The sequence below is a fragment of the Microbulbifer maximicatervae (SeqCode) genome (genome assembly GCF_052467065.1).
On record NZ_CP174299.1, the window covers coordinates 4,904,750 to 4,929,780 of the forward strand.

A 25,031-nucleotide genomic window follows, 5' to 3' on the forward strand; every position below is an offset into this window, starting at 1 on the left:
CATCACTATTACTATATATAGCTGTTGATAAAACGAGAAATATATGGATCCGTATTTCAAGAAAACAATCAATCCACTGGCAAAAATCTATTTAACAGCATTTTTCGCCTTATTCATAATGGTATTGTCCGGATGTGGTGGTGGAGGCGGGGATAATAGCTCTGATGAAGACCCCACAGAAGCTACCCCCAACTCTCAGGGCAACGGCTCCACTGATGAAACACCGACTTCAAGCGGTGACCCGGATGAGTCCGACGAAGAGACACCAAATTCAAACAGTGATCCAGCTGAGTCCGATAAAGAGGTTGGACAAAATATTGCAGGTAGTGGAACTATCTCTTCCAGTTCTGGCAACGGGGTCCTTGCCATTGATGACTTAAGAAGGACACTTTGGGAAAGTGGTGATACTGCCAGCACATCAAGCCTCACCCTTGACCTTAAATCTACACACTTGCTCAGCAAAGTGGTCATAGACTGGGGCGACCACAACGCAAAATCTTACGAGGTACTGGGCTCAAGCGACGGCACAACATGGACCACCCTGGCAACAGCTGATTCAGGAGAATATGGCCAACGCATTGATTCTCACCTAATTGGTGGAGAGTATCGCTATGTCCAGCTAAACGGAACTGAACTCAGTGAGGGGAGTTCGCAATATAGTTTGTGGGAACTGATGGTTTTTGATCGTGCGGCAGAGGAAATTAATCAAACCGCGTCCATAGAATATACCCCTCTATTTGATACTGAGCAGCCAGAAGAAGAGTCCCAACACTGGTATATTCAGGAAGATGGCACCATTGTAACACTGGCAAGTGGCCGAGCACGTCTGCGACATGAATCCGAGGATAGTTTTTACGAGTTCCCGACCTTCTACTTTGAACACAGAACCTTTGGCATAGAGATTCACGACCATACGCCCGCCGGTGAGAACCTGATTGAGATCTTTTACTCTGCCGAATACGCGCTTTATCGGCCACCCGAATGCCGCTCCTCTTATTCAAATGAACACCGCGCTGACTTTAATAGCAACGCCAGATTTGATGAAACCCCTTACCGGGAAGCTGATGAAGATGGGAGAGGCCAAGTCTGGGTATGTCGTATCACCTACGATGCTCACGATGGTGATGACGGGCAGCTGGAAGTCGGCGAATGGATAGAGGTGGAATTTCAGCAATTCATTGGCATTGAGGAGGGCGATGAGAATGTCAGTGGGCAGACAGTTTACTACACAGACACCTACCGCATTCTCCTGGGCCAACCCGGTATTCATATGGTTGCAGACCTGGAAACTGAGACCGCTGTTGAAACTGCCGGTGAAGCAACCGCAGCATACATCAGGGCTACTGACCCGGTACCCGCTTCAGAAGTCATTTCAGTAAATACTGACGATAATACTCTTATCTACTACGCTGGCAGCGATGGTAAATGGGCAACGGCTTCCGACGCTGATGCCGTTGAAGTCACCTACCCAATACTGGATGGTATTGATGTCTATGATACTTACATCGTGGATAGTGGAATCGCCGACTGGACAGCCTACTTCAGAGAAGCCCTCAACATCCAGTGGGAGACACACAACGAGTTTCTAGATGGTCGCAGGATATTCCACACCCGGTTTAATACCGGAGAGCACGAGGAACTCGGGAACCCAGACTTCAACCAAATGGCAAACCTGTCAGCAGGCTTAACCATTGAGCAATCATGTCTGGCGTGCCATATCAATAACGGCCGGGGCCCGGCCCCCTCAGAGGCTAGTGTTCCCAATTCGATGGTCTTTAAGCTGTCGTCCGGTGCAATAACCCAAGCAGGACAACCCCTGCCAAACCACTACTTTGGCCCTGTCCTCCAAACCCATTCACTCAATAGTGACATAGCTCCAGAAGGATCTATTCAAGTCACCTATAGCCCCATTCAAGGTAGCTATGCCAATGGGGATAGCTACACCCTACAGTCCCCCACTTATGTAGTAACAACCAATGAAGGTGAAAACACATCCGCTGATTACTTTTCGCCACGTATGCCACAAAACATCACTGGCTTGGGCTTACTTGAGGCGGTTGACGAAACAGAAATCCTTGAGTGGCACGACCCTAACGATTCCAATAGCGATGGTATCTCTGGGCGAGTATCACTGGTCGATACGGGCTCAACACCTCTTCCCCAGGTAGGACGCTTTGGCTGGAAGGCTACCCAACCGAGCTTGCGCAGCTTCTCAGCAGATGCGTTGAACAATGATATTGGCGTGAACACAGCAATGGAACCCAATGCAAACTGTGGTATCGAACAGCTGGAATGTAAAAAGCACAGTAATCACGACGAAGAGCTCACTGATTCTCACCTGGACGACCTAACTACTTATCTTCAGGCACTGGGCGCACCGCCCAGAAATCCCGATTTAATCAATGAATCCATCGTGGCTCAGGGTGAAGCTCTATTTGAATCGATCAACTGCTCATCCTGTCACCGGCCAGAGATGAACACCAATCACGCTCACCCACTTGAGGAGTTGAGAGGCAAGGTCATTCGCCCCTATACAGACTTACTCCTGCATGATATGGGCGAAGGTTTGGCAGACAACTTGACGATTAGCGCGGAGTACAACCGCGAGTGGAGAACGCCTCCCTTATGGGGATTGGGTGTTAATAGCGCAGTGAATGGTCACAGTAATTTGTTGCATGATGGTCGCGCCCGGTCTATTGAAGAAGCCATTCTCTGGCACGGGGGAGAAGCTGCTGAGAGCCAACAGAACTATATTGATCTGTCGGCTTCAGAGCGAAACTCGCTACTCAAGTTCTTACAGTCGCTATAAACCATAACCTAACCAATCACAAGGGTATCCAGCTAAGGTCATAGCTTGCTGGATACCTTTCTGGTGGAGATATACGTTATTGTTCACTGGAAAAATTCAAAGCTTTTACAGAAACGTCCATCCGCAAATAACGTGCTCTATTTTTATCAAAACTTAAAAAATCGATTCAGTAGCAATGGTGCGGCAAGCCTGCACTCTGCTAAAAAGACCTAGGCGCGTGGCTCGCGAAATTACAGCCGGTTAATGCTCCTCCCTCTTCAACTGAGTTATAACCGATTAATCGTTATACAACGACTACCATCTCTTCTGAGTGCTCTGCACCTCCAAAATCGATTAAACATTAGAGGTAGACGTATACACTTCCCTTTTTACTTGGATGACAGTTTAGAAATGGAGCCGTTGAGCTTAGTTACAAGGAAGTTAAACTAGTTTTCAACAGCCGGCATTAATAGCGCACTATTAAGACTCGCCATGATGGTTTCCCATCTCTTTTTCGCAGTTTCTTGTAATGCTTTTTTCTGAGGCCCGTCCATAAAATCCTGCTTGTGCTTACTTAGACGGGTGTAGTGCAGGGCTATTACCTCATATTTCTTATTGTCCTTGAATGCCTGGTAAACACTTTCGACATTCTCAAAACTGTCATCAATGAAGATAATGTTGGAAATTAGGTAGTGCTCACTACTATTAGCCGAAGAATTGTAGGATCGCAGCAAGCAGTCAAGCATAAAACCTTTATCTTGCCCGGCTAAGTACATAATACCTTGCCGATAGCTTACTGGCCTTGCCTCACTTAAATCACAGGGCTTAAACGGACTTGCAAGGCTAAATTGATTATTTGGACTGAAGTTGAGAGTATTTGACCGAATAAGCTCTAATAAATTTTGGTAGGACGTATTCGGGGTTGGCAAGCGTTTGAACTGTCTCTCGGTAGCTGAAACATCTGCATCGCCCCTTGCAGTTTCAACCATCAATCGCACCCCACTTTGCCTCAAACTGTCAAGTACCGGCACAATATTGTCATCTGTATAAACCATATTGCTCACAGAGAAGAGCAAACCGGATATATTAATCAACTCCTCTTTTGTTTTTGCCACAAGGAAACCTGAATTAGGATCGGTTTCCAATAAAGTTTCCTGCCATGAGTACCAAGCTGCGCCACCAAGATATTGACATTGAGACTTTTCAGCGCAAGGCATCATACTCAAGGTGTCATCATTATCCATAACCAGTAACGTATTTATTGGGGTGGCTGACTCTTCAATTATATTCTGGACGTCCTCAAAGCTGTTCACCTCTTTCTTAATAGCACCGGCAGACACACAATGAGAAGCCACAATTAAAACAATCGAATACAGTAGAGAATTAAACTTGCTCATAAAATAAATTCCTTTTTACTTACCCTGATTATTAACACAAAAAAGTGAATGGTTTTGGCGTAGCTGGAGACAGAGACTGTACTGGCATGATGCCTAGACTAGATAGTACTTAACTTGTGCCCCTGAAAAATAGCAATTTATCATTCAGAGCCAGAAAAACAGAAAATCGAATCAAGTTCTGAGGGGGTACCAAATAGGAAGCGTAAGCCGCCAGCTCTATTAGCAGAGAAATAATACTTAATCTGTGAATAATTTGAACAGAGCTTCATATTGTTGTCGTACAATACAACCACCAGTCCCTTAAAAGATATACTTTTCCCAAACCCGGATATTAGATTCTGCTATTAGCGGCATAAAGTTGCCCCTCCCCCAACTCGGCATGCTGATAATTCGGCACGCCGGGTGCTTCTAAATAAGCTGCTCCCCATTAGGCGAATCTGCGATCCAAATTCAAGGCACCACAGCCCCGACAGTGTTTTATAAACGCTTCTTCTATGCCCAGGGGCTCCTGGCAGTAAAAACAGCATCCCTCTCTCATAGTCAAATGATTAGCAAAATTTTTGCTGTAGAGCATGGGCAGCTTAAGTTCCCTTCTCAGCGCCTTTACTAAGCTTGCAGTAATGCGCCCCTCAGGAAAATTCCGTGCTATTCCTTGAATGTTCGACAGGGTCTCAGCAGAAAACTCCCAGACTTCACCACAGTGGTCACAGGAAATTATCATTTTCCAATTTACTCCACCTTTCCAAAGATACAATTATTTTAGTCCCAAAGGCTGAAGTATTTTTTCCATCTGCTTAAAGGAAAGGCGACACAGCAAAGAAGGAAACAATCTTTCCAGCCACCACAGCAACTTAAGTTTTGCTGGCACAACAATGATTTCTTTGTTCTTTGCAATTTGAGACAAAGCCTTTTCTGCAAAAGCATCAGCAGATATTGGCCGCAGAGGCTCGAACATTTCTGCCTGCTGTTGAGGAGGAATGGGAGTTGGCATCCGCCCATTGACGCCACCTCCCTGCAAAATCGGCGTTGATACTGCCCCGGGACACAAAACACTCACTCGTACACCGCAGGACTCGGCCTCAGGGCGAATAGCCTTTGATATTGCTACCACAGCACTCTTGGAAGCTGAGTAGGCAGCCATTACTGGCAACGGAACTAAAGCCGCCATCGAGGCAGTATTGATAATATGGCCAGAGCCCTGGCGCTTCATGGCCTGGAAACCACATTGGAGCCCATGAATAACGCCAAACAAATTGATATCAATCGCCGCTTTCCAATCTTCAACATTATGATCGGAAAAATATCCTCCAACTCCTACGCCAGCATTGTTAAAAAGGAAATCTAACGGAGATACTTCACTAATGACCTGAAAAAATTGATCATAGTTACGAACATCCAAGTGAACAAACGATGCTCTCCCACCGGACTCCTGTATTTGGCTGACAACCTGCGTAGCGAGGTCCTGCTGGATATCCGCGATAATGACTTGAGCCCCAAATGCTGCCAGTCGACAGGCCAAGGCCGCACCGATTCCAGAAGCACCACCGGTAATCAGTGCCGTCTTGCCACTGAAGTAAGATACCTGATCCATAAGCGCTTTCCCTTCCTTGCTTTTACCACTTTATACCCCAGTTTCTGCTATCATCGCGCCCGCAAAACCTAAGGGGTGGCCTTGCCTGAGATGTCCGGGGATCAAATTGGTCTGTCGTGACAAACCCTTGAACCTGATCCGGTTAATACCGGCGTAGGAATAGGTAGACAAAGCAAAACCTCCCCACGTCGCACTCCGGGTCTCTTTCACTGCCGTTATTCGAGAGAGAACCATGAAAAAACAGTTTCCCACCCACCCTATTGCCTGGTCTGTCAGCCTTGCCAGCAGCCTGTTCGCCGGTATCGCCACCGCTAATACCGCAGAGACCGGGCTTGAGGAAGTGGTGGTTACGGCACAGCTACGGGAAACCAACCTTTTGGAGCTTCCTTCCAGTGTTACCGTACTGGATGAAAGCGCGATCGATGCGCGGGGCGCGGCCAATCTGGACCAGCTTTTGAACATGGCGCCCAATGTAAATTTTTCGTCTGGCGCCTCCAGGGGACGATTTGTACAGATTCGCGGCATTGGTGAGCGCAGCCAGTTTATCGACCCAGTAAACCCCTCAGTTGGCCTGATCATCGACGGTATCGACTTTACTGGCCTGGGGCTCGCTGCCAGCACCTTGGATATCGATCAAGTGGAAATCCTGCGGGGCCCACAGGGCACAGTGTACGGCGCTAATGCCCTGGCCGGCCTGATCAACATGACCAGTGCAGCGCCCACCAGTGAGTCGACCACCAAGGTGTCCGCCGAGCTAAGTGAGTACAATGGACAGAGTCTGTCTGCGGCTACCAGTGGTTCTTTGAGCGATGCTCTTGGCTATCGATTGGCTGCCAGCAAACGCAAATCCGACGGCTATACCGAGAATGTGTATCTCAACCGCGATGACACCAGCAATATTGATGAGTCTGTACTGCGCGGAAAGCTGGCCTACTCCCCGTCCGACGATTTAAAGCTGGGCGTTACCCTCTTCTATATCGACGTTGATAACGGCTACGATGCTTTCTCTCTCTATAACACCCGTGAAACCCAATCTGACCAGCCCGGCTGGGATCGCCAGGAAACCTTTGCCGGCGCATTGACTGCTCAATGGTCTGGTAACGAGAACTTTACCCTTGAAGGCACCCTCAGCCTCGCCGATTCAGATACTGAATATGGCTACGATGAGGATTGGAGCTATGTCGGCTTTCATTCCTGGGAATACAGCTCAACGGATAATTACCAGCGCGATAAAGACAATATCAGTATTGACCTTCGCGTACTCTCTACCGAAGAGTCCAAGTTATTCTGGGATCGCAGCCACTGGGTTGTAGGCCTTTATGGCCGCACGGAGCGGGAGGACCTTAATCGCAACCAGAGCTTCCGCAGCACTTTTGATACTGAAAACTCTGCCATCTACGGCCAGCTCTCTACGGAAATCACCCCTGCGATCAACTTGATCACCGGTCTGAGACTGGAAAGACGCGAAGCCGATTACTCAGATTCCTATAGCATCGATGCATATAATGGAGAAAATCTGTGGGGCGGCAATCTCTCCCTGCAATACCATTACACCGACAACACCCTGCTCTACGCTACGGTTTCCCGGGGCTATAAAGCCGGCGGGGTAAACGGCAGAATCATCTCAGAATCAACAAGCAATACTGAGATCAACAGTGACATGTTCGAGTTCGATACCGAACATATGCTCAACTATGAATTAGGTATTAAGGGCAGCTGGCTGGAGAATCGCTTGCAAGCCCAGGTTGCCGCTTTCTACCAGGACCGGGATGACGTTCAGGCCAAGGTTTCTATCTTTAACCCTGCCGACTACTCATTTAGTGACTACCTTGCCAATGCAGCCGGCGGAAGTACTACTGGTCTTGAGGTGGAACTGAACTATCAGGCTACCGACGCCCTGCGCTTTTTCGCCTCTGCTGGCTGGCTGAATGCGGAATTTAAAGACTACGAAAGTAGTTCCCACGTCGATGCCCGCGATGACTACGCAGGAACAGTGTTGGCTGCGGTTGATCTGGATAGCCGCGATATCGCTCACGCCCCCAACTACCAGTTCTTTACCGGTACAGAAATCGATCTGCTTCCAAACCTGATCTTGCGATTGGAGCTTGAGGGTAAAGACGAGTTCTACTTCTCAAACAGCCACGACGAAAAATCCACAGCCTACGAGCTGGTCAATGCTCGCCTGACCTACCAGGGAGATAACTGGGATGTTGCCCTGTGGGGAAGAAACCTGACTGACGAAGATTACTATGTGCGCGGGTTTTACTTCAGTAACCAGTATGGCAACAACCCGGCCAATGGCTACGCACCCGAGCCCTACTATCAGTATGGTGAGCCACGGATTGCCGGGGTAACAGGCACCTACACCTTCTAATCACTCAGTGACTTTGGGGCAGCGTTTCGCTGCTCCAAAACTCTCTATCAAGAGGGGAATTATGCAGCTCTCTGTCGAAATCAGTATGTATCCGTTAAAGGACGAGTACATCCCAGCTATTCAAGCGTTTATCGCACAGTTAAACAGCCATCCAAAACTCAAGGTAATCACCAATACAATGAGTACTCAGGTGTTTGGCGATTACGATCTGCTGATGGATGTGCTCAAGTTGGAAATGCGCAAATCCTACGAACAGTTTGGCCGCGCCATTTTTGTATGCAAGTTTATTGACGGCAACCTGGCCCCGGGAGAAGCGCATGTTTGACCAGGATATCAGTACCGCAATCAGCGCTTCGATTGCAGCCATGTCCCTCTGGGAAGTAGCCGCTGTAATACTGGCTCTGGCCTATTTGCTTCTGGCCATGAGGGAGAAAATCAGCTGCTGGTATGCTGCCTTTATCAGTACGGCGATCTATCTGTTTCTGTTTTGGGATGTCAGCCTGTTAATGGAGTCTGCACTACAGGTTTTCTATCTGCTGATGGCGGTTTATGGCTGGTGGCAATGGCGAAATCACCGCAACCGGCAAGACGATTTAAAAATCCATCGCTGGAGCGGAAAAACCCACTCGATAGTTATTGGCGCTACCCTGATACTGACGTTACTGATCGGCTACCTGCTGGATCGCAACACCAGTGCCGCCCTCCCCTACCTGGATTCATTCACGACTCTGGGGGCAATTGTCACCACCTATATGGTCACCCGGAAGGTACTGGAGAACTGGCTTTACTGGATTGTCGTAGACGGAGCTTCAATCTACCTCTACCTGGACAGAGAACTCTACCTTACTGCCGTATTGTTTATGCTGTACCTGGTGCTGGTTGTGATTGGCTATTTCCAGTGGTTGGCCATTTTCCGAAAAGAGAAACAACAACCCGATAGCGCTCCTCAAACAATGGCAGCGGCATAGTGACCAACTGATATGAGCCAGGACTTGAGCAACATCATCCCCAACGATTGGCATCATTGGAGCAAGGCCCGACCCAGGGTGGTCAGGGCCCTGGCTGGGGGGCTGACCAATAACGCCTTTCTGGTTGAGTCCGCCGATCAGCTGATGGTGCTGCGGATAAACTCCAGCATCAGCGATCAGCTCAATCTCGACAGGGCTACTGAACAGCAGGCGTTGCAAGCTGCCACATATTCCGATAGTTGTGCCCCTTTGGTTTACGGTGACCCGCATTACCGATATTTGGTGACCCGCTATATTGAAGGCACTCCCTGGGATAAAAATGTCGCCCACAGTTTGGAAAAACTTGCCGATCTGCTGCGCCGTATACACGGTTCCCCTGCAATTGATGCCCAATTAAACATCGGTGAGAAAATCTCAAGTTACAGGCAGTTTATCGATAAGCGAGCCAGTTATTTCCACTTGCTCGACACACTGCAAGAGAAACTTCCGCAATTAATTGACGCTGCTTATCGGATGGGCGACGAATTTTGCCTGTGTCACAACGATCTAACGGTTGGCAACCTGATCTGGGCTCCCTCTAACAAGCTATACGCTATCGACTGGGAGTACGCATCAATGGGGGATAAATTCTATGACCTCGCTGTTTTGGTAGAGGAACACAACTTGAATCAGCGAGAGCAAAATAGTTTGCTGGAGTGCTATCTTAATCGCACTGTGTCACCTGAAGACAATCAGCGCTTGGGGTTATGGCAGCTGATCTACGGTTACCTTTGTATTCTCTGGCACGGGGTACAATGGAGTAACCAAACCCAAAGGTCCCCGGAGCAAGGGAGATATATCGGGAAAAAAGCCCAACAGTTATTGAAAGGCCTATCGGCTCACAGCCTCAGCTGAGTAATCCCTGCTAGAATAGGCCCAACCCCCAAGAAGCGACTTTCAGTCACTGCGGCGCAATCCAAGTTACTTTCAAAGTTGCTGTCGAAGTAATTCAACTAGGGCCCGACTTGGCTAAAATACCCCCCTTTTTCACACCCCTAAAAAATAACCACAGAGGTACTCCTGTGATCAGATCATTTTTTGCAATACTACTTACCTTGATCGCAATCAACGCACAAGCGGTAGAGAAACCCGAAGGTTTTAAAACGATAGACGGGCTGTTTGCTGCGCTTTCAAACCTTGACCACCAGGCTATGCGAGACGGCGTCAGCGACGATTTTATACTCCTTGAGCACGGTGAAGTCTGGGATATTGAAGACCTTATCGCCGTAATGAAGCCCAAGCCCTCAAAGCTGGAAAGAATCAACTACTTCAGCATCATCAATTTTGAAGAGCGTGAGAACCTGCTGACCATCAACTACTGGACCAAGTCCATTTTTAAATCCGAGGATGGCAATAAAGAAGCGGTGTGGTTGGAAAGCGCCATTGTTAAGAAAATTGATGGCAAGTGGCTAGTAGCCCAATTACACTCAACCCGCCTGCCCGCAGAGAAATTCCCCAAAGACGTCCAGTTTGAGCAGCAAGTCCGATAATAAAATGCCTTACAGGCCCTGATCGCACAGGGCCTGTGTCCATTTGATCGCTCTCAGTCCCCTCCCAACTAGAACAACTACCGGATTTCAAAGCTTCCAAGTGCTAATATGTGACTCTAAATTGCATATTAGTCTCCAGTTCTAAAGGGCCACTCAATGAAGCTTAAAGTTTACCTCTCCGGCGAAATCCACTCCGATTGGCGTGCGCAAATTATCGAAGGTTGCCAAAAAGAAGGGCTGGAAATCTCCTTCTCTTCCGCAGTCACCAACCACGACGCCAGCGATGCCGCTGGTGATGGCCTGGGTGAGGAGCAGAACGCTTTCTGGCGGGATCACAAATCAGCCAAAGTTAACGCAATCCGAATCAAGCACCTGATTGAAAACTGTGATTTGGCGGTGATTCGATTTGGCGAGAAATACAAACAATGGAACGCCGCATTTGATGCCGGCTTTTGTGCAGCCTTAGGCAAGTCCTATATCACACTTCACGATGAATCCTTGGTGCACGCACTCAAGGAAGTGGACGGTGCCGCCCACGCCTGGGCACAGACCCCCGCACAGGTTGTCGATATCCTGAAGTACTTAACCACTCAGGCCTAAGGAGCCTCTGGATAGCAAGCCGGCAGGCATCTACTGACAAAACTGCACAATCAGTAGGTGTCGCTAGCTAAAAGCCGTAATTAAGGACACCGGCATAGTTCGGCCGAGAGGCTGCCTCTGATGATGGGTTGTGCACTACCTCGCCGCTACGATTGATCGCATAGATTTCCGCACCGCAGTGCTTGCAGAATGCCTTCTCCCGTAAAGCCCCCTCTTTAAAGTGATATTTGCGCAGTGACTTTTCAGGATCGCTGATATGGATAGCGACTTCAGTATCAGCGTGCCCCCTTTGGCCCGCTGGTACAAACAGGGCATCTATAAGCTTGTTGAAATGAATCGCTCCACAATGACAAGTTAACGGATTCATAGCCTTATCTCCCTGGTCGATTAGTATGGAGAAGGAGTTTACTATTTACTTTAATTTAACAAAGGGGATATATTGAAAAGATCTTTTAGCTTTAAGGAAACAGTCTGTGCGCAGAGAGTACGACAAATACCACTTGATCAACGTTTTTTGCAGTGTTGTTGATCACGGTTCCTTAAGCAAAGCTGCCAAGCACTTGGGCCTGTCTACGCCCACCGTGAGCAAGACTCTCGCCCAACTTGAACAGGCCCTTGGCCAGGTGTTACTCAATCGCACCACCCGGGCAATCGCTGTCACAGACGCCGGAAGGATTGCTTACCAGAAAGGGCAAAAAATAATCAGCTCATTCACCGAGCTGGAAGACCAGATTGCAGAGGCAGCAACACTCACCCGAGGAAAATTAAAACTCACTTTTCCGGAAACCCTCGGCTTAAAAGTATTTAGTCATATCTGCAATGATTTTCAGAAAGCATTCCCCGATTTCAGCTTGGAGCTTATCTTCAGCCCCTATCACCTGGATTTAATCGAGGACGATATCGACATTGCTTTTCGCGTCTGGGAAACCCTGCCCGATTGCCAGTTTTACGCCCAGCCCCTATTTAGTATCCGCCCTATTTTTATTGCCGCGCCGACCTATCTGGAAGAACACGGCTGCCCCAAATCCATTGCCGAGCTCAGCCAACACAACATCATGCTAACCCGCCTCGACGGCCTGGAAGATGGCTGGTCAATTGATGGGAAGTTCTACCAATTCAATGGAAATTTAATTTCCAATAAAACTTTCCATACCCGAGCAGCCGCATTAAACGGGAATGGCATTGCCAAGCTTCCCTCCTATTTTTGCCAACGGGATATCAAAAAGGGGCGACTGGTAGAGGTACTCCCTGACTTGGAGCGAAAAGATAAAACTGTAGGCGCTATCTATAAAGTAAAGCGAAAAGATTCAAAGAAAATTGACGTGTTTTTGAACTTTGCACAAGAGCGCTTGCTGGAGTATGACTTTAGCCTGTTTGATGAGTGAGAATGTGCCACTAAAGAACTCTGCAGCGATTAGAGATCCTCTGTGAAACACTCAGCTGTTTAGTACCACATTAGGTGGTACCATAGAACAATAATAAGCGGCTTGCTACTGGGGCTGAAGAGAGTGAAAACAATACTCTCGAAATACACTGTAGATACATCCCCTCTCCTTTATTGGTAAAGCCGCACAACAGTCATACATTGGAGATTGAAGTGACAATCACTAAAGAGGTCGAACAAGGCCAAGCTGTCTATTCCAAACCCGTACTTTGGCTTTATGATATGTGGGTTCTGGGCATATCAAACCGCTTTATTTGGAAGTGCCCAACTCCTGGAATACTAGAGCACTTCAATCGAAATATATCTTCCAACCACTTGGATGTAGGTGTCGGAACGGGCTACTTTATGGACAGGTGCCATTTCCCCTCCGACAAAGTCCGCCTCGCCCTGATGGACCTGAATCAAAACAGCCTGGATATCTCAGCGCAAAGAGTGGCTCGGTATAATCCAACACAGTTCCGCTGCAATGTCCTGGATAAAATTACTTTAGAAACTGAAGTTTTTGATTCAATCTCCTTAAATTACCTATTTCACTGCCTTCCCGGCAAGCTATCAGAAAAACTGGTTGCGCTGGACAATGTCGCAACCCTGCTATCGGATTCAGGCACCGTATTTGGTTCCACCATCCTGTCCGAAGGCGTACCGAAAAGTGGAGCTGCCAAGAAATTAATGGCTATCTACAATAAGAAAGGGATATTTTCTAATACTCAGGATTGTGAAGAGGACCTCAATAAATTCCTTGCCAGTCGATTTAAGGAGTACAAAATAGAGGTTCGCGGGTGTGTAGCACTATTCAGTGCGCGGTACAAAATCACTGGCTAGAGTATCTATAGGGCACTTATGAGGATGAAGTTCTCGTTTAAGTTGGGGCTGAATAGTCCACTGATATTCCTTACCTTGTCAGCTTTAGCAGTAGCTCCCACTTATTGCCTGGGCCTGCATTTCAGTGTGTTTGAAGATAAATTTGAGTGCATTGATATTCACAATTCTCTAAACTGTGCACGGTCAATCGAAAGTGGATTGAGTGATCAGGTCGACCATATCCAGCGGACGCAACCAGGGCACCTGACTATAGCCCTGAATAACGGGAAATCACTGACGTACACAGACATCCTTCCCGCTAATAATCCCGTAGAACATATAGCCTACTCTGCAATTGAGCAAATAACTGATAACCTGCTACTGATTCATCAACAGCTCTGGGAAGCACATTCCTATATTTTGCTCGACCTGAGAAACGGCCATGAATATTCTCTTGCCGGCTACCCTTTGCTGTCTCCACAAGGCGGCTACCTTTTTGTTGCCGAACAAGACCTGGATGCCGGTTTTAATGAAAATGCCTTACAAGTTTACCGCTTATCTGAAAATACTTTGGACTTACTATACGAGCTAAAGACTGAAAACTGGGGACCAGAGCAAGCTTACTGGACAACAGAGAATGCGGTCTCTTTCACACAAAAGCAGCTTAACCCCAACTATTTTTCAAATGAAAATCAGCCCTTTTATATTGAGACTAAAGCTGTGCTTTCTATTACCCCTGATAGCCAGCGTGTAAACATTCGATATTTTGATTAAAATGCGCCTCTTTAATTTACCCGAAGTATCTTGGAGCTATTTTGACAGCTAATTCAGGTCTTTCGATATTATTTGTCTGCCTCGGTAATATTTGTCGTTCCCCCTTAGCCGAAGCCGTTTTCCGCACCAAGGCACAGCAGGCGGGTATTCCTGTTTCCGTCGACTCTGCGGGCATTATCAGCTACCACGCGGGTAAGCGACCAGATCCGCGAACTTTGGCTATTGGTGAAGAAAATGGCTATTCATTTGAAAATAGCTACGCTCGCCAGGTAGCCACCACCGACTTTACAAAATATGATCATATCTTTGCGATGGACAAAGATAACCTGGAAGCACTGCAATCCTTACAGCCTGATTCATCAGGCGCCCAACTAGGGTTATTTTTATCAGTGTTGCAAGATAGTGATTTAGCTGAAGTGCCCGATCCTTACTATGGTGGTATTGAAGGGTTTCAACATATTCTCCAGCTTATTGAACAAGCATCTGATGCATTTATCGAGCAGCTTAAAAGCAGAGAGTAAGCAAAGCCCCCACAAATTCTACCGGGCTTGTGGGGGGAAACTTTCCTCCAAGGCAGACCTATCCCACATTCCCTTATCGGCTGCGGCTTCATAAGTACTCTGCAAAAAATCAAACAGCTCCTCATCAGGGGAGCGTGAAGCTCTCACCGCATCATAGGGCAGCAAGAACTCACCCAGATCTTTGGAATAGTAAGCTGAGGCGGGCGCGACCCTTGCTTCGGGAAATCCTTGGGGCTCAGGGTAAGTATATGAATAGAAGCAAGCACCATCTACACCACCGCCACCAGGCCAAAAACCGACACTGCTAACTTCATGGGAGTAGGCTTCCCTGGCCACCCAGTCGGGAAAGTGTGGAACGCCTCCAGGGTGCGGAGGCGCCTCCCTGCCAGAAAAACGGGTAAGTGCTAAATCAAAACTTCCCCAAAAAAAATGAATTGGGCTGCACTTGCCAATAAAGCGACTGCGAAACTCAGTGAAAACCCGATGAATTTGCACCAACGCCTGCCATAGTTGTTGAGCATATTCAGGATCATACTCGTAGTTATCCTGATCCCTCTCAAAGGGTATCGCGTCCGCCACTTCGGATGGCATAGTGTTAATCTCAACCGGTATACCTAGCTGCTTGAGTGCAGCCATCACTTCCCAGTAGAAATCAGAAACTGTGCGGGACTCCAAAGGTAATACCCATTCTCCCCCCTCAGTGGTCAATAGCTTCAACACGTGATGATAGAAATCAAAGCCAATAGAAAACGACCGCCCTCCATAAGGGATAAGAGATGTCTCCAGCCCTCTGGCGGTAATATATAAAGGAACATGCCAGGAGTGATTGATCCAAGGGGTTTGTACCAGGCGAATCTTGCCAATAACTTGCATCCACATATGCAGGGTGGCAATCGTATTTACCGACTCAGCGTAGGGTAACTCTGGCCAGTCTTTACTCTCAGACCGATTCTTTAAGTTGCTCACTATACGTGCTCCATCTATCCTTTGACTCGCTCGATACCTAGTGCCTTCTGTTAACCGCCAAGCTTAGACCACTAAAAATACCCCGTCCGAAAAAAACTAAAAACAGATAAACAGCTCTCTTTTGATCATCATGAAAGACTACTTTAAATCCAGGCTCGACAGCCAAGCAACAAGCATTATCGAGACCCCATAGAGAACAATAATGATAAGGGTTCCGATAGTGTTGATTTTTGTTAGCTGTCCTGACTTGTCAGACAACCAAATATTAAAAGCTCTAGTTATCAGCGGCATCGCCACCCAAGTAAGCGACGCAACAATTAATAAGTTGATAAAGAAGTTAGTCGTCGCAAAGGGCCAACTCTCTACCAAAGGTAACAACCACATCGTAATAACCATAACTATCGGATATAACATCAATAAAATGAGCATGGCCATTTTCCACTGTGAGGGCGCAGTGTCTTGAGCTCGGCCACGAGCCCGAGAAAACCAATCCTCAAAGCCATGCCCTATCCGCTTTATTATTACATCTTCAAAAAACCCTTCACCACGTTTTACCAATCGCTTATGTTCATCTGAATTAAGCCAGTTGTCTAAATGCTTATTGGAGTCAAATCGAAATATTGCAACCCACTCCTCTTGAACCCCCTTTATTGGCTTAGTTAGACCAGCACCCAAGAAGCCTGGATATTTTTTAAGTGCTTTATCAATTTCTTTCTGCCACTGCATATATTCACGAAAAAACTCAGGCTTCACTTTTTTGGATATCACAATCGTTACGGGCACTGTTAGTTGATCTGCACCAGCGATAACTTGAGATACTACTTCAACCGAGAATTTCTTCTCTAAAAAAGCAATTAGATCTTTAAGTAAGTTATTTCCAAGAAACGTTTCAAGGTGAGCAACCGTATCAAATTGAAATATTTGAACCCACTCATTTTGGATATTAGAAACGGGCTCTAACAAATTTACCTCGAGCAACCCATCACAATCTAGCGCAACATCCACCAGCTTCTGATGCCATGATCGATACTCATCCCCCAAGTACTTTGGCACCTCCTGAGACAATACAAGACAAGCACTGGAACCCTCTTCCATTATCTGGCAGCAGCCTCCGGCGGATGAACTAAAGATCAAAGTATTATGCAAGCAGAATATATTTGTGTTCATTTTTGCGAACGAATGCTTTTGCTGAAAACTATCGCAACAAACAAACTTAGACGAAATGTCAGGACTGACATCAAGGGTAGCATTTGGGAAGTAACGCTCCGTACGAATGACGGAGCGGTCTGCAGAAGTGTCGCCTATTTGGGTGACACTTCCGCTAGAAAAATAAATGCGCGAGCAATCAGCTAGTCAGGCTTTCACTAACAACCAGTACTTTGCCGTCACGCCCGCCTGCCGCAGCTATTCGTACCGCTTCTTTAATTTCAGACAGAGGGTATGTGCCATGAACTGGTGCAGATAACTTACCTTCCGCTACAAGCTTTGTGATAGTGCCAAAAACTTCCTGTTGCCGCTCTGGGGATGCCGAGCCGAACCATTTGGCCAACCAGAACCCGCGCACGGTGATATCTTTAAAGATGATCATCCCCGGTGCGATAACGCAGGGTTCCCCGCTAAGTGCGCCATAATTCACTAAGGTTGCGCCATTTGACAGAGCTTCGCCCATGCGAGCAGTTGCCATTCCACCAACAGCATCAATGCCTAGCTTGATCTCAGCACCACCAGTAGCCTCAGCCACTCGTTTACCCAGGTGCTCGCCATCCACGAGAACCACATCAGCGCCTGCGGCCTTCATCGGCTCAACCAAAGACTCACGGCGGACAACATTGATCACTTTCAGGCCCCGCAACTTGGCCAGGGTTGTCAGATAAGACCCCACACCGGAGTTTGCGGCATTTTGAATAACCCAATCCCCCTCCTTGAGATCTACAAATTCGCTCAACAGCAAGTAAGCCGTTGGCGGATTAATCGTTATCATGGAAAGCTGTAGGGGATCTACGTTATTCGGGAGCGGAATCAGCCCCTGGGCATTGGCCACCATATGTGTGGCCCAGGTGCCGCTTCCTACCGGTAGCAGAACAACCTGACCAACGGCTGGCGCGGTAACATTAGGTCCATGTTTGACGACCTTGGCAACACCTTCATTGCCTCCAACCGCAGGAAGAGGAGGCAACATCCCATAATCGCCCGTCAGGGTCAGAACATCTGAAGGGTTAATTGGAGCTGCCAGCATCTCCAGCAACACCTGCCCCTCTTGAAGTTCAGGGGTATCAAAGGACACCGCCTCAATAACATCCTGCGGCACTGGTCCGCGCTCTTGATATTCTGCCTTTAACATATCGCCGTATCCTTTTTCCGATTGATTATGAACAACGACCTTCACTCTGTACAAAATGTACCATGAACACTAGAGTTTGACGCTTATTAACAGTGGGGCCATTTAGATTCCTCCTGATAAATCAAACCCATTTACAAATCGCCATTTGGATCTACTTATGTGTGGTTCAAGCTAGCAATTTCAAGTCAGCCGCTTGAAGATACTAAAAAGGGAGAAGGGAAGAATACACCGCGCTTGGGACCCTATGAGGCATGGATGCCGATTAGGAGCTTACAGGGATGTATTCACAGCGTGTCTCGAGTGCGATGTATTCTTCCCTTCCACCCCAGTAGTAAGCCCAATGAAGTAAATTGCAGCAGCGATAACAATAAGCAGAGAACAAGTTAAATTAAGCAGGCCGGACTAAATAACGGCACTTTTGTGTTCTACCCGATCAATTACCACCTTAAGCACCGGGTCCGCAACAGCAAGTGCAGGGTCAGGCTCTATCACAGAAGCTAGAATGGTATAATTCCTGCCCTTTATTGTTTCGAATACATGCAGTGTCTTTCCCATTGTTGACCCCCAAAATCCTGAGGCCTTGTCACCGCTCTTACCCACTGCAACCTCAACCCCCTCCTCTAAAATTGCCCAATCGATAGCCAGCGTTTCAGAATGAGCTTTATACTTTTCCCTATCAAGAAATTGAATACCCAACCGACAATTTTGCTCGTGAAAATCAAGCACCCTTTCTGTCTGCAACTCCAGCTCGTAGGGCACACTTAATTGCGATCGGAAGTTAAATTTACTTCTCCACTTTTTTGTAACATCAACAGGATACTCAACCGCTATCCATTTATATTTTCTATAGGAAACAGTTGCATATACCAGAATCAAAACCGCAACAACAACTAACACCAGCGCTGATTTAATGGTTAATCCCACACCTCTCCCCCAAATACTTTCCTTAATACGTCACAGCTACATCCCTTGAGGCCCAAGCAGAACCAAGAAAACACACAATGCAAGCCAAACTTAGCATTTCGCAGTACCCAAAAGCAGGCAAGCACATACTAAAAAGGGAGAAGGAAAGAATACACCGCGCTTGGGACCCTATGAGGCATGGATGCCGATTAGGAGCTTACAGGGATGTATTCACAGCGTGTCTCGAGTGCGGTGTATTCTTTCCTTCCACCCCAGTAGTAAGTTGCCAAATGGCGCTCTCCAACACTGCTCAAAGGACAATTATTTAAATTTATTAAAATAATCATCATGGAAAATAAAATATATAGCAAAACGTACCAGTTGGGAGTAGAGTCGTAGAGGCATCCCTAAAATAATCATTTAGATAGTTACAAGATGTATTTCAAAAAAATTACAAAAAAAATTTTAATTTTCCAGGAATTCATCCTGCCTCGCTTACAAAATATACAACCTGACCAAAGAGAACTTTTCAGTTCAGAAATTCTAGGCAAGTACAGAACACTATTATCAAAATCATATCGATTAATACCTTTAGCTTTATGCTGCTTACGTATTAATTTCCATTTAAGAAACTTCAAAAAGTCACAGCCTTTCTCAGCCACGATAATTCGTATTGCGAGCAGGACAGGAGAATAACAATGGGACTCTGCATTGACTCCAGTAATATCACGTTTATCACACAAGTAAGGGCTGCCCTGAATACTCTTGTCGGCGGTGTCGGTACCGCACTTACCTATACACAGGAGCGATACCGAACCGGGGGGCGACATGTGCTGCGAATTACAGAGGGGGTTGGTATTTTGACTGCAGCTGGCTTGAGGGCAAACAGCACCACTCTGCTACGCCGACTAATTACCAGCCGCCACGACACCAGAATTACTGAGCACCACTCTCTCGGATTTCGTCCCGACCAGTGGCTGATGGATCAGGTATGGAGCGGCTTTAAGAGCTACCTCCCACTAGTAAGCCCGGACAGAGGCTTTATGGCCAAAGTGATGAGCAGCGGCTCCAGCGGCGTTGTAATGTGGAACAATACAGCCCTGCAAACCGCCAACCTGGCCAACAACGGCACCGTAGCAATGGGGAATTGCCCAAGCTATATCACCCTGGCCCATGAATTGGTCCACGCTGACCGCTGTAATCGCGGGCGATACCTGTCGGGCAGTGCAAATTCCACTTTCCTGGCCGATGAACGCCAGGCTCCCATGGGTAGAGTGCTCCGCCAGCAAAATGCCCCCTTAACCATGGCCCGTATTGCCAATGGCGGCCTAAATATTGTTTATAACAATATAACTATCCCAAACCGCAACAACCTGATCTCAACCAGAACTAGCGGCTGGATTTGGGTAGGTGGCTCCATGGAATTGCGTGAGGAGATCGCCACTGTCGGGCTCAGTGACGATGACGGTAATGTACCTACTGACCCGCTAGCCATTAACGAAAATATGATTCGGGCTGAACATGGCGTAGCGCAACGAATGAAGTATGGCCAGATCAGAAACCTGAACTAATCTCGCGCATATGGCCCCCGCCGGCACCAAAACCTGAGGCCGGCCCACCAAAGCAAACTGACAGATATGATCTGTGTACCTACTGCTAGCAGTATTAACTTATGAGATATCGCTAGCAGTAGGTTTCTTGCTTTCCCCCGCTTTGCATATTGCATCCGACCACAGCATGTCGTTATGCTTTGGCGGCTAGAATCACACCTTCCCTTTGTCTGGAAGGTACACAGAACACCTTGGTCAACATACAGCCAGATCATAACCATGATTGATTATGCCCTTATAAAACACGTCCACATGACCGCCGCAGCGCTCAGTATCCTGTTGTTTACCATCAGAGTGGGATTGGAGTTCAGCCACAACACGGGCTGGCGAAATGGCCCTCTGCGCTGGGTGCCACACCTCAACGACACCTTGCTGTTAGCTGCGGCTGCCGGACTGGTGGTTCTCGGCAGCTGGAACCCGGGCACATCGCCCTGGCTAGGTGCGAAAGTAGCCCTGGTATTTGGCTACATTATTGCTGGCATCTTCGCTTTGCGCCCCAACTTCTCCAAGCCAATTAGAATCACAGCCTGTGTACTTGCCTTCCTGCAAGTAGTCGCTATTTTCTATCTGGCGATGCACAAGCCCAGCTTGTAACTGGATGGCATTGAGTACTCTTGGTATCAACCTCAAACTGGTATCAACCCCAAACATCGTGCTCAATGCCTTTTATTTTAAATTTACTTCCATTGAACACCGGCTCACGCACCCCGGAAGACAACTGACTCTCGTAATCTGCCATTACCTTAAAGGCCACACCAGACAAAAGTAAGATGGCTATAAGGTTTGCCGATGCCATAAAACCCATCGAGACATCGGCCATACGCCAAAGAAAGACAAAGTTTTCCGCACTTCCCGTATCTGCCACCCAAGCCCCAAAAAGCACGAACATCAAAAACAATAGCCGATAACATAAGATGGATGTTCGGGTGTGGTAGAGGTAATAAATATTGGTTTCGCCGTAATAGTAGTTACCGATAATTGATGTAAAGGCAAAAAACATCAATGCAGTAGCAATAAAACTGCTTCCCCAGGTACCCACCTCGCTCGCCAGCGCGTCTTGAACCAACTCAACCCCTTCCAAATTACCGACCATAAAGACATCTGCCACCAAGATAATTGCTGCCGTGGAAGTGCAGATAATAATGGTATCGAGAAATACCGATGCCATTTGCACGTATCCCTGCACCATTGGGTGTTTTACATCTGCAGCAGCAGCGACATTGGGCGAGGAGCCAAGTCCAGCTTCATTGGAAAACAGGCCCCGCTTGATTCCATTGGCCACCGCCGCACCAAAGGCCCCCGCCCCAGCCTCCTGAAATCCAAAGGCATTTGCCAGAATTTCCAACAGCACCCCAGGTAATTCAGCAATATTGGCGACCAAAACATAGAAAGCTACCAACAAGTAACCAATTGCCATAAAAGGGACAACAATACCGGCAAAGCGCGCAATTGAACGAATACCGCCAAAAACAATAATCCCGGCAAAGAGCGCAATAAAAAAACCCACCCATAAAGGGCTTACACCCCAAGCTCCATACAGTGCGGCAGCCATCGTATTTGACTGCACAGCATTAAAGGTAAATCCGTAACAAATCATGAGAAAAACTGAAAAAGTCAGGGACAGCCATTTCCACTGTGGTCCCAGTCCCTTTTCAATGTAATAGGCAGGTCCCCCACGAAATGCCCCAGGAACATCACCGCGCTCTTTGTAAGTTTGCGCGAGAGTATTCTCCACCAAACTGGTGGCCATCCCCAGCAAGGCCACCAGCCACATCCAAAACACCGCACCGGGCCCGCCAGCGGTTATAGCCACAGCCACACCAGCAATATTTCCGGTGCCGATTCTCGCAGCTGCGCTAGTGGCAAATGCCTGAAATGCGGTTACTGAATTTTCATTTTCCTTATGGATGCCACGAATCATGACTTTGACCATATGACCAAAGTGACGAAATTGTATAAAGCGAGTCCGAATAGAAAAGTAGAGCCCCGCCGGCAGCAATCCTAAAATCAAGATTCCAAGCCACCAGATGCCACCGACGCCACCCCAGGCAAGCAGGTTTGCCCACTCGATTAGGGTAGTGAAATGATCCAGAAAATCCTGCATTACCTAACCCATTGACCGCTTATAGTTATAAATGCCGCCAGCCCGCTGGTAGTAAGATTAGCAGATATTTCAAGAATTAATTTTGAGCAAAAAATGGATCTGTAAAGATACATGACAGAGTTGGCGTAGAAATTATGCCAACCTCAAAACCTTCCTATTAACCTTGGAATACTCAGAGAATGGCATGTTACAACACTTTAAGAACAACTAACCGCTAATTAAGCTTAACAAGCTTTAAGAAATAAGGTATAGCGACTATAGCCGTTTCAAAAGACTTTTGTTTACTTCAAAATTGAATCGTTGTGCAAGATATAGTACTTAGGAGGCATGCAAAACCAGTAAAACAAAATTATAATAATGAAATCTGTCAAATTCATAAGATCTATTAATGCGCTGAAGATCTATCATTAAAACGACACTCCAACACCCTCCGCGCGAAACCACTATAAAGTTGACTTAGAACACCAAATAAATGTTTCGAATAAGAGTGGAAGTCCCCTCACAGATCACATTTGAATTTCCTTCAATCTTCACTTTCTTCCCGGCCATTACAGAAGAAAGCAGCATTGAGTATTGGGCCGCACCAGCTTCGGACGTCAAATAACCAGTCCACTGTCCACCACCACAAGTATCGTCAGACATATCTCCATCTAGTCTGACAATAAATCTATTACCTGAGGATGAGTCTGACTCAGGCGTTTTATGGACCTGTAGAAAATTAATCTCACCCTGCTCTTCAGGAAAGTCCGCAAAAACACTAGCAGAGAAAAAAATCAAAAATAACGAAAAAATCTCACATTAACACTCCAATAAAAAATTATTGTGCTTCTATCCACAAACGGGACAAAATTCATTGTCCCGTTTAAAAAATCAGTAATACCTATCGTACTCTAAAATTACAACAATCAGTTTGTCAATTGTAAAACCTGACCATTTATACGGTGCGCTTAGCTTGATTCAATTTGCCTTACAGCTGTCGCACCGCCTCTAACCTAGATATATATCACTTTTACTTTTATTAATTATCTAATCAATAGAGAAAGCAATCTAATATTACCGCCAGCTGAACAGTTTTCATCATCGATTACCAGGTTTACTTCTTTTCCTGCTGAATGAGCGGTGAGAGCAATAGAAAGGATATGATCTAAATTCGGTGCATTTTCATCTGCCTGCACCATTGAGTTAGCATCACTACAATCAAGTGGATCAGGCATCTCATCCTTTAACATTAAGTTTACCCTTTTACTTCCCCATCCAAGAGAGATTTGCTCGATGCTTGTCCATCCGGAGTATTCTGCTGCATAGCTATTAGCACTCAGCAAACCTGCCGCTACAATTGCTGCTAACTGACGTTTCATTATAAATCCTTATCCCTATTTTGGGACGATAACTATTTCATTTGTACCAGTTATAATAACTTTGCCTAATTTTTTTACAAATGAGGCAATGTCCAATTCAGACATTCTATACATGGTGGATTTGTTCAGCAACTCTTATGCACTTTGATTTACAGATAACAAAGCTAGGTAAGCCTATTATTATTTTAAGGTTATGTAACACTGTATAGGCGGGTGTAAGGTTAACTCACCCACCTCATAGCTGAAATCTAAAAATCAAGCAGGCGTTATAGAACCGAAGTTTACATACAACTCCCAGACCAGAATAATAGATTATTACATCTCAGCAATAGATAAAACTACCGGCTGGGTGCGATACAAAAAGGATAAAGAGAGAAGCAAAAGACCCGCTGAGCGGGCGCGCATTCTTGACCAACAGGAAAATAAGCAAGATTTCTGGTTCGAGAACTTCAGTACTTAAAGTTATGTCAGAAGGGATAGAATTTCTCACAATTTAAGATATATAGTAACAAGTCTGACAGCAAAAGAATCAATATAATTTAATACCAGGCCAACTATATACTTGAAGGCAGCTCGCAAAACGCTAGCACCTTGCGAGCGCAGCCCTCAATATTTAACAAACAATCTATTTATATAACAGGTGCTACTGCTACCATCAAAATTAATTCGAACTTCCTTCCCTGCTGCAGCTCCCGCTAAAGCCGCACTAAACATCAGGCTTAACCCTTCCTCAGTCACACCATTCTCCCCAACTTTTACCCGATGGTACTTGGGGTCAATACCGCTTGGACAGCCGGGAGAGTCGTCGGCAAAAGTTATAACGAAATGACCATCTCCATGGGGATATACCCTTGTGATCGTTGAAGTAAACCAAACTTCCTCCGCAACAGCAGAAAAAGAAAGTAGAAACAAGCAAATAAAAGCTTTAAGCCTTAACACACTATCACCCTAAACTTATTAAA

At 46.7% G+C, this 25,031-nt stretch carries 25 protein-coding genes and 1 riboswitch; of the genes, 13 read left to right on the plus strand and 12 right to left on the minus strand.

The window, feature by feature from the left end:
* Nucleotides 1–43 precede the first annotated feature (43 nt).
* Nucleotides 44–2,809, plus strand: a complete 2,766-nt coding sequence (locus tag ACJJI1_RS21710; RefSeq protein WP_444957984.1) for a di-heme oxidoredictase family protein — start codon at nt 44–46, stop codon at nt 2,807–2,809.
* Between the two features lie 425 nt (nt 2,810–3,234).
* On the opposite strand, the gene ACJJI1_RS21715 is transcribed toward ACJJI1_RS21710, so the two are convergent.
* The 3 genes from ACJJI1_RS21715 to ACJJI1_RS21725 all read right to left on the minus strand — a co-directional run bounded on the left by ACJJI1_RS21715 (nt 3,235) and on the right by ACJJI1_RS21725 (nt 5,776).
* Nucleotides 3,235–4,185, minus strand: a complete 951-nt coding sequence (locus ACJJI1_RS21715) for a DUF2608 domain-containing protein (RefSeq protein ID WP_282932393.1) — start codon at nt 4,183–4,185, stop codon at nt 3,235–3,237.
* A gap of 427 nt (nt 4,186–4,612) precedes the next feature.
* The gene (locus ACJJI1_RS21720; protein WP_444957985.1) at nt 4,613–4,906 is read right to left on the minus strand and encodes a hypothetical protein; all 294 of its coding nucleotides are present in this window, start codon (nt 4,904–4,906) and stop codon (nt 4,613–4,615) included.
* A 33-nt stretch (nt 4,907–4,939) separates the two neighbouring features.
* Nucleotides 4,940–5,776: an SDR family NAD(P)-dependent oxidoreductase gene (locus tag ACJJI1_RS21725; RefSeq protein ID WP_444957986.1), complete on the minus strand. Its 837-nt coding sequence runs from the start codon at nt 5,774–5,776 to the stop codon at nt 4,940–4,942.
* Nucleotides 5,777–5,837: 61 nt separating this feature from the next.
* Nucleotides 5,838–5,953, plus strand: a riboswitch (TPP riboswitch).
* A 55-nt stretch (nt 5,954–6,008) separates the two neighbouring features.
* Here ACJJI1_RS21725 and ACJJI1_RS21730 point away from each other — a divergent pair.
* The 6 genes from ACJJI1_RS21730 (at nt 6,009) to ACJJI1_RS21755 (ending at nt 11,247) form a co-directional block, all read left to right on the plus strand.
* Entirely contained in the window at nt 6,009–8,150 is a 2,142-nt protein-coding gene (locus tag ACJJI1_RS21730; protein ID WP_444957987.1) for a TonB-dependent receptor, read from the plus strand.
* 61 nt (nt 8,151–8,211) lie between these two features.
* Nucleotides 8,212–8,475: a hypothetical protein gene (locus ACJJI1_RS21735; RefSeq protein ID WP_444957988.1), complete on the plus strand. Its 264-nt coding sequence runs from the start codon at nt 8,212–8,214 to the stop codon at nt 8,473–8,475.
* Complete coding sequence (gene pnuC, locus ACJJI1_RS21740) at nt 8,468–9,118, plus strand: nicotinamide riboside transporter PnuC (protein WP_444957989.1); 651 nt, start codon at nt 8,468–8,470, stop codon at nt 9,116–9,118. Before ACJJI1_RS21735 ends, pnuC begins: the two co-directional genes overlap by 8 nt.
* 12 nt (nt 9,119–9,130) lie before the next feature.
* Complete coding sequence (locus ACJJI1_RS21745; RefSeq protein ID WP_444957990.1) at nt 9,131–10,012, plus strand: phosphotransferase; 882 nt, start codon at nt 9,131–9,133, stop codon at nt 10,010–10,012.
* A 167-nt stretch (nt 10,013–10,179) separates the two neighbouring features.
* Nucleotides 10,180–10,647, plus strand: a complete 468-nt coding sequence (locus ACJJI1_RS21750) for a nuclear transport factor 2 family protein (RefSeq protein ID WP_444957991.1) — start codon at nt 10,180–10,182, stop codon at nt 10,645–10,647.
* A 156-nt stretch (nt 10,648–10,803) separates the two neighbouring features.
* A complete protein-coding gene (locus ACJJI1_RS21755) occupies nt 10,804–11,247 on the plus strand; it encodes a YtoQ family protein (protein ID WP_444957992.1) in 444 nt (147 codons plus the stop codon).
* Nucleotides 11,248–11,314: 67 nt separating this feature from the next.
* Here the strand turns inward: ACJJI1_RS21755 and ACJJI1_RS21760 are convergent, their stop codons facing one another.
* On the minus strand, nt 11,315–11,614 hold the full coding sequence (locus ACJJI1_RS21760; RefSeq protein ID WP_444933497.1) for a GFA family protein: 300 nt from the start codon (nt 11,612–11,614) through the stop codon (nt 11,315–11,317).
* Between the two features lie 106 nt (nt 11,615–11,720).
* Between ACJJI1_RS21760 and ACJJI1_RS21765 the strand changes: the two genes are divergently transcribed.
* The 4 genes from ACJJI1_RS21765 (at nt 11,721) to ACJJI1_RS21780 (ending at nt 14,787) form a co-directional block, all read left to right on the plus strand.
* Nucleotides 11,721–12,632 carry a LysR family transcriptional regulator gene (locus ACJJI1_RS21765; protein ID WP_444957993.1) on the plus strand — a complete coding sequence of 304 codons (912 nt, stop codon included), beginning with the start codon at nt 11,721–11,723 and terminating at the stop codon, nt 12,630–12,632.
* Nucleotides 12,633–12,844: 212 nt separating this feature from the next.
* On the plus strand, nt 12,845–13,513 hold the full coding sequence (locus ACJJI1_RS21770; RefSeq protein WP_444957994.1) for a class I SAM-dependent methyltransferase: 669 nt from the start codon (nt 12,845–12,847) through the stop codon (nt 13,511–13,513).
* Nucleotides 13,514–13,537: 24 nt separating this feature from the next.
* Nucleotides 13,538–14,266, plus strand: coding sequence for a hypothetical protein (locus ACJJI1_RS21775; protein ID WP_444957995.1), 729 nt, complete (start codon nt 13,538–13,540; stop codon nt 14,264–14,266).
* A 41-nt stretch (nt 14,267–14,307) separates the two neighbouring features.
* A complete protein-coding gene (locus ACJJI1_RS21780) occupies nt 14,308–14,787 on the plus strand; it encodes a low molecular weight protein-tyrosine-phosphatase (protein WP_444936129.1) in 480 nt (159 codons plus the stop codon).
* An 18-nt stretch (nt 14,788–14,805) separates the two neighbouring features.
* On the opposite strand, the gene ACJJI1_RS21785 is transcribed toward ACJJI1_RS21780, so the two are convergent.
* From ACJJI1_RS21785 to ACJJI1_RS21800, 4 genes are all read right to left on the minus strand, one after another.
* Complete coding sequence (locus ACJJI1_RS21785) at nt 14,806–15,753, minus strand: DUF5996 family protein (protein ID WP_444914089.1); 948 nt, start codon at nt 15,751–15,753, stop codon at nt 14,806–14,808.
* 138 nt (nt 15,754–15,891) lie between these two features.
* On the minus strand, nt 15,892–16,848 hold the full coding sequence (locus ACJJI1_RS21790) for an antibiotic biosynthesis monooxygenase (RefSeq protein WP_444957996.1): 957 nt from the start codon (nt 16,846–16,848) through the stop codon (nt 15,892–15,894).
* A 250-nt stretch (nt 16,849–17,098) separates the two neighbouring features.
* A complete protein-coding gene (locus tag ACJJI1_RS21795) occupies nt 17,099–18,094 on the minus strand; it encodes a zinc-dependent alcohol dehydrogenase family protein (protein ID WP_444957997.1) in 996 nt (331 codons plus the stop codon).
* 402 nt (nt 18,095–18,496) lie between these two features.
* Nucleotides 18,497–18,991 (minus strand): hypothetical protein, encoded by a 495-nt coding sequence (locus ACJJI1_RS21800; protein WP_444957998.1) that lies wholly within the window; start codon nt 18,989–18,991, stop codon nt 18,497–18,499.
* 704 nt (nt 18,992–19,695) lie between these two features.
* Between ACJJI1_RS21800 and ACJJI1_RS21805 the strand changes: the two genes are divergently transcribed.
* Nucleotides 19,696–20,568, plus strand: coding sequence for a M91 family zinc metallopeptidase (locus tag ACJJI1_RS21805; protein ID WP_444957999.1), 873 nt, complete (start codon nt 19,696–19,698; stop codon nt 20,566–20,568).
* A gap of 258 nt (nt 20,569–20,826) precedes the next feature.
* The gene (locus ACJJI1_RS21810) at nt 20,827–21,201 is read left to right on the plus strand and encodes a SirB2 family protein (RefSeq protein ID WP_444958000.1); all 375 of its coding nucleotides are present in this window, start codon (nt 20,827–20,829) and stop codon (nt 21,199–21,201) included.
* 43 nt (nt 21,202–21,244) lie between these two features.
* Here the strand turns inward: ACJJI1_RS21810 and ACJJI1_RS21815 are convergent, their stop codons facing one another.
* From ACJJI1_RS21815 to ACJJI1_RS21830, 4 genes are all read right to left on the minus strand, one after another.
* The gene (locus ACJJI1_RS21815) at nt 21,245–22,711 is read right to left on the minus strand and encodes an alanine/glycine:cation symporter family protein (protein WP_444933504.1); all 1,467 of its coding nucleotides are present in this window, start codon (nt 22,709–22,711) and stop codon (nt 21,245–21,247) included.
* A 456-nt stretch (nt 22,712–23,167) separates the two neighbouring features.
* Nucleotides 23,168–23,353, minus strand: a complete 186-nt coding sequence (locus ACJJI1_RS21820; protein WP_444958001.1) for a hypothetical protein — start codon at nt 23,351–23,353, stop codon at nt 23,168–23,170.
* A 380-nt stretch (nt 23,354–23,733) separates the two neighbouring features.
* Complete coding sequence (locus tag ACJJI1_RS21825) at nt 23,734–24,069, minus strand: hypothetical protein (protein WP_444958002.1); 336 nt, start codon at nt 24,067–24,069, stop codon at nt 23,734–23,736.
* A gap of 606 nt (nt 24,070–24,675) precedes the next feature.
* Nucleotides 24,676–25,008: a response regulator receiver protein gene (locus ACJJI1_RS21830; protein ID WP_444958003.1), complete on the minus strand. Its 333-nt coding sequence runs from the start codon at nt 25,006–25,008 to the stop codon at nt 24,676–24,678.
* Between the last annotated feature and the right edge of the window lie 23 nt (nt 25,009–25,031).

Coding starts and splice junctions, on each gene's coding strand:
- ACJJI1_RS21710 (WP_444957984.1), top strand. CDS start 44: ATGGATCCGTATTTCAAGAAAACAATCAATCCACTGGCAAAAATCTAT.
- ACJJI1_RS21715 (WP_282932393.1), bottom strand. CDS start 4,185: ATGAGCAAGTTTAATTCTCTACTGTATTCGATTGTTTTAATTGTGGCT.
- ACJJI1_RS21720 (WP_444957985.1), bottom strand. CDS start 4,906: ATGATAATTTCCTGTGACCACTGTGGTGAAGTCTGGGAGTTTTCTGCT.
- ACJJI1_RS21725 (WP_444957986.1), bottom strand. CDS start 5,776: ATGGATCAGGTATCTTACTTCAGTGGCAAGACGGCACTGATTACCGGT.
- ACJJI1_RS21730 (WP_444957987.1), top strand. CDS start 6,009: ATGAAAAAACAGTTTCCCACCCACCCTATTGCCTGGTCTGTCAGCCTT.
- ACJJI1_RS21735 (WP_444957988.1), top strand. CDS start 8,212: ATGCAGCTCTCTGTCGAAATCAGTATGTATCCGTTAAAGGACGAGTAC.
- pnuC (WP_444957989.1), top strand. CDS start 8,468: ATGTTTGACCAGGATATCAGTACCGCAATCAGCGCTTCGATTGCAGCC.
- ACJJI1_RS21745 (WP_444957990.1), top strand. CDS start 9,131: ATGAGCCAGGACTTGAGCAACATCATCCCCAACGATTGGCATCATTGG.
- ACJJI1_RS21755 (WP_444957992.1), top strand. CDS start 10,804: ATGAAGCTTAAAGTTTACCTCTCCGGCGAAATCCACTCCGATTGGCGT.
- ACJJI1_RS21760 (WP_444933497.1), bottom strand. CDS start 11,614: ATGAATCCGTTAACTTGTCATTGTGGAGCGATTCATTTCAACAAGCTT.
- ACJJI1_RS21775 (WP_444957995.1), top strand. CDS start 13,538: ATGAAGTTCTCGTTTAAGTTGGGGCTGAATAGTCCACTGATATTCCTT.
- ACJJI1_RS21790 (WP_444957996.1), bottom strand. CDS start 16,848: ATGGAAGAGGGTTCCAGTGCTTGTCTTGTATTGTCTCAGGAGGTGCCA.
- ACJJI1_RS21795 (WP_444957997.1), bottom strand. CDS start 18,094: ATGTTAAAGGCAGAATATCAAGAGCGCGGACCAGTGCCGCAGGATGTT.
- ACJJI1_RS21805 (WP_444957999.1), top strand. CDS start 19,696: ATGGGACTCTGCATTGACTCCAGTAATATCACGTTTATCACACAAGTA.
- ACJJI1_RS21810 (WP_444958000.1), top strand. CDS start 20,827: ATGATTGATTATGCCCTTATAAAACACGTCCACATGACCGCCGCAGCG.
- ACJJI1_RS21815 (WP_444933504.1), bottom strand. CDS start 22,711: ATGCAGGATTTTCTGGATCATTTCACTACCCTAATCGAGTGGGCAAAC.
- ACJJI1_RS21820 (WP_444958001.1), bottom strand. CDS start 23,353: ATGTCTGACGATACTTGTGGTGGTGGACAGTGGACTGGTTATTTGACG.
- ACJJI1_RS21825 (WP_444958002.1), bottom strand. CDS start 24,069: ATGAAACGTCAGTTAGCAGCAATTGTAGCGGCAGGTTTGCTGAGTGCT.